This is a genomic window from uncultured Novosphingobium sp., assembly GCF_964277725.1.
GTDB lineage: Bacteria > Pseudomonadota > Alphaproteobacteria > Sphingomonadales > Sphingomonadaceae > Novosphingobium > Novosphingobium fluoreni.
The window spans coordinates 1-3151 of sequence record NZ_CAXYKL010000117.1 but is presented as its reverse complement, the minus strand read 5'-3'; the positions used below and the strand labels follow the sequence as shown (position 1 = coordinate 3151).

The following is a 3151-nucleotide window of genomic DNA, read 5'->3' as shown; positions in this document are numbered from 1 at the left end:
GAGTGGGCTGGCTCATGTCTCTTGGTCCCGATCGATGCCGGACGAACGAAAGAGCATCCGGCGCAAAAACAACAAGGGCCGCCCCTTTGCGGAGCGGCCGTACCGGGTTGATCTAGGCAATCGCGGCAGATTCGGCAAGCGTCACGGTACCGATAGCGTAATACGACCCGCCGCTGTCCGGTGTTTGTGGTCCGAATTGCATTCAAGGCTCCCCGCGCAGTCGCCGGCGTGGGGAACCCCGGGGGCATGCAACTGGCTCCAGCTGCAGCGCCGCGCGTCGCTCGAAACGACGACTCGTTCGGCACCATTCCGATATGGGTCCCGTTGATCGGGCTGCTCGCGGTGATCGGTCTGGTCGCGGCAGTTTCCGGTGGCAATAACGGCAGCCCCGGCTGATCCCTCACACTTCCAGCACTATCTTCCCGACGTGATCGCCCGCCTCCATTCGGCGGTGGGCGTCCGCCGCGTCCTTCAGGGCGAAGCGCGCGTCCATCTCGGGGCGTAGCTCGCCTTTTTCCACCAGCGGCCATACATTTGCGGCGATTTCCTGCGCCAGCAATCGCTTGAATGCGATCGAACGCGGGCGCAGGGTGGAACCGGTCAGCGTATAGCGCCGGCTCATGATCACGCCCATGTTCAGCTCGGCCTTGGGCCCGCCCAGCGCGGCAATGGTGACGTGGCGGCCATCCATGGCCAGGCACTTCAAGTTGCGCGGCACGTAGTCGCCCGAAATCATGTCCAGCACCAAGTCCACGCCGCGGTCCTCGGTGATGCCCAGCACTTCTTTGACGAAATCTGCCGCCTTGTAATCGATAGCATCATCCGCGCCGATCCGGCGGGCCTCGTCGCACTTGGCCGCCGATCCGCAAGTGACGATCACGGTAAGCCCGAACAGCTTGCCCAGCTTGATCGCCATCGTGCCGATGCCGCTGGTGCCGCCATGGACCAGGATCGTCTCCCCCTCGCTCGCCCAGCCGCGTTCGAACACGTTGTGCCACACGGTGAACAGCCCCTCGGGCAGCGCCGCGGCCTCTGCCAGCGGCATGGCATCGGGCACCGGCAGGCACAGCGCGGCATCGGCGATGCAGTATTGCGCATAGCCCCCGCCCGCGACCAAGGCGCAGACCCGCTCGCCGATCAGCAGCGAATCGACCCCGGCACCCAGGCGGGCGACCGTGCCCGAAATCTCCAGCCCCGGCAGTGGCGAAGCATCCGGCGGCGGCGGATAGGCCCCGGTCCGTTGCGCGACGTCGGGCCGGTTCACCCCGGCGAAGGCCACCTTGATCAGCACTTCCCCCGGGCCCGGCTGCGGAACCGCGACGTCGCGCGGCACCAGAACCTCAGGCCCGCCGGGCTTTTCGATGGCGATCGCGGTCATCGTCGCGGGGATTTGCGGTGCGTCGGCGTTGTCCATGGCGCTTGCTGCCACAGCCGCGCGGCGTGGCGAAACGAAATTCGTGCAAGCCTGCGCGGACAGTTGACAGTGACAGTTTCAAGTCGGATGCTGCACTGCAATGGACGATGACGAACGACCGCGGCGACGGTCGACCGAGGGTGACTTCGGTGCCGCCAGCCTCCTCACCAGCGAAAGCCTGGAGCGCTACTCGCTGGACGAACTCGATGCACGCATCGCTCTTCTGGAAGACGAGATCGCGCGCATCAAGGCGCACCGCGACAAATCCTCGGCGCACATGACGGCGGCGCAGGCGCTGTTCAGGCCGAAACAGCCTTGAACGTCGAGCGTTATCTCGAAACGGGAAAAGCGGCTCCCTATATCGGTCGCAATCGATCGCTTACCTTCGGGCATTACCTTCCCAGCCCGACAAGGAGCGCCAGCCTTCCAACGAAAGAACCCTAATGCCTAGTTTCGCGCAAAGCCTGGAAAAGACGCTGCATGCCGCGCTGTCCCATGCGTCGGACCGCAGCCACGAATACGCAACGCTCGAGCATCTGCTGCTCGCGTTGATCGACGACGCCGATGGGGCCCAAGTGATGACCGCGTGCGGCGTCGACCTGGGAGACCTCAGCGAAGTGGTGCGCCAGTACCTTGACCAGGAATACCAATCACTGAAAACTGAGGAAAAGGGCGATCCTGCCCCCACCGCCGGTTTCCAGCGCGTGATCCAGCGCGCCATCCTGCACGTGCAGTCCAGCGGCAAGGACACCGTGACCGGCGCCAACGTGCTGGTCGCCCTCTTCTCCGAACGGGATAGCTATGCGGTCTACTTCCTGCAGCAGCAGGACATGAGCCGCCTGGATGCCGTCAGCTATATCAGCCACGGCATCGGCAAGGGCGGCCGCCGCATCGAAGACAAGAACGCCAAGGGCTCCGAAGAGCAGGCTCCCCAGGCCTCCGAGGAAAAGAGCGACAGCAAAAGCGGCAACAAGAAGGAATCCGCGCTCGACCAGTTCTGCGTCAACCTCAACGACAAGGCGCTGTCGGGCAAGGTCGATCCGCTGATCGGCCGTGGCCCCGAAGTTGATCGCACGATCCAGATCTTGTGCCGCCGCTCCAAGAACAACCCGCTTTACGTGGGTGATCCGGGCGTGGGCAAGACCGCCATAGCCGAGGGCCTGGCGCGCAAGATCGTCGAGGGCGAAGTGCCCGAGGTGCTGGAAGAAGCGGTGATCTACTCGCTCGACATGGGCTCGCTGCTGGCCGGCACCCGTTATCGCGGTGACTTCGAGGAGCGGCTGAAGCAGGTCGTCTCTGAACTCGAAAAGATGCCCCACGCGGTGCTGTTCATCGACGAGATCCATACGGTGATCGGTGCCGGCGCCACCAGCGGCGGCGCGATGGACGCGTCCAACCTGCTGAAGCCCGCACTGTCGGGCGGCACAATCCGCTGCATCGGCTCGACCACGTACAAGGAGTTCCGTAACCACTTCGAGAAGGACCGCGCACTGCTGCGGCGCTTCCAGAAGATCGACGTGAACGAGCCGACGATCGAGGACACGATCAAGATCCTGAAGGGTCTGCGCACCGCGTTCGAGGATCACCACAAGGTCAAGTACACGCCCGACGCGATCAAGACCGCGGTCGAACTGTCGGCCCGCTACATCAACGACCGCAAGCTGCCCGACAAGGCGATCGACGTGATCGACGAAGTGGGCGCGATGCAGATGTTGGTGCCGGTCAGCAAGCGCAAGA

The 3151-nt window shown here is 64.2% G+C and carries 4 protein-coding genes; 3 read left to right on the top strand and 1 reads right to left on the bottom strand.

Annotation, left to right across the window (positions count from 1 at the left end):
• Positions 1-246 precede the first annotated feature (246 nt).
• The gene (locus ACHWRX_RS06925; protein ID WP_394658639.1) at positions 247-396 is read left to right on the top strand and encodes a hypothetical protein; all 150 of its coding nucleotides are present in this window, start codon (positions 247-249) and stop codon (positions 394-396) included.
• 4 nt (positions 397-400) lie between these two features.
• On the opposite strand, the gene ACHWRX_RS06920 is transcribed toward ACHWRX_RS06925, so the two are convergent.
• Positions 401-1414 (bottom strand): NAD(P)H-quinone oxidoreductase, encoded by a 1014-nt coding sequence (locus ACHWRX_RS06920; protein WP_394658638.1) that lies wholly within the window; start codon positions 1412-1414, stop codon positions 401-403.
• A 100-nt stretch (positions 1415-1514) separates the two neighbouring features.
• Between ACHWRX_RS06920 and ACHWRX_RS06915 the strand changes: the two genes are divergently transcribed.
• Both ACHWRX_RS06915 and ACHWRX_RS06910 read left to right on the top strand, forming a co-directional pair.
• Entirely contained in the window at positions 1515-1733 is a 219-nt protein-coding gene (locus ACHWRX_RS06915; RefSeq protein WP_058737405.1) for a DUF1192 domain-containing protein, read from the top strand.
• A gap of 124 nt (positions 1734-1857) precedes the next feature.
• Positions 1858-3151, top strand: a 1294-nt coding sequence (locus ACHWRX_RS06910; RefSeq protein ID WP_394658637.1) for an AAA family ATPase, incomplete at its 3' end; no start/stop codon positions are given.

Bases quoted from the DNA above. Each gene is read 5' to 3' on its own strand.
- ACHWRX_RS06925 (WP_394658639.1), top strand. From the start codon at position 247: ATGCAACTGGCTCCAGCTGCAGCGCCGCGCGTCGCTCGAAACGACGAC.
- ACHWRX_RS06920 (WP_394658638.1), bottom strand. From the start codon at position 1,414: ATGGACAACGCCGACGCACCGCAAATCCCCGCGACGATGACCGCGATC.
- ACHWRX_RS06915 (WP_058737405.1), top strand. From the start codon at position 1,515: ATGGACGATGACGAACGACCGCGGCGACGGTCGACCGAGGGTGACTTC.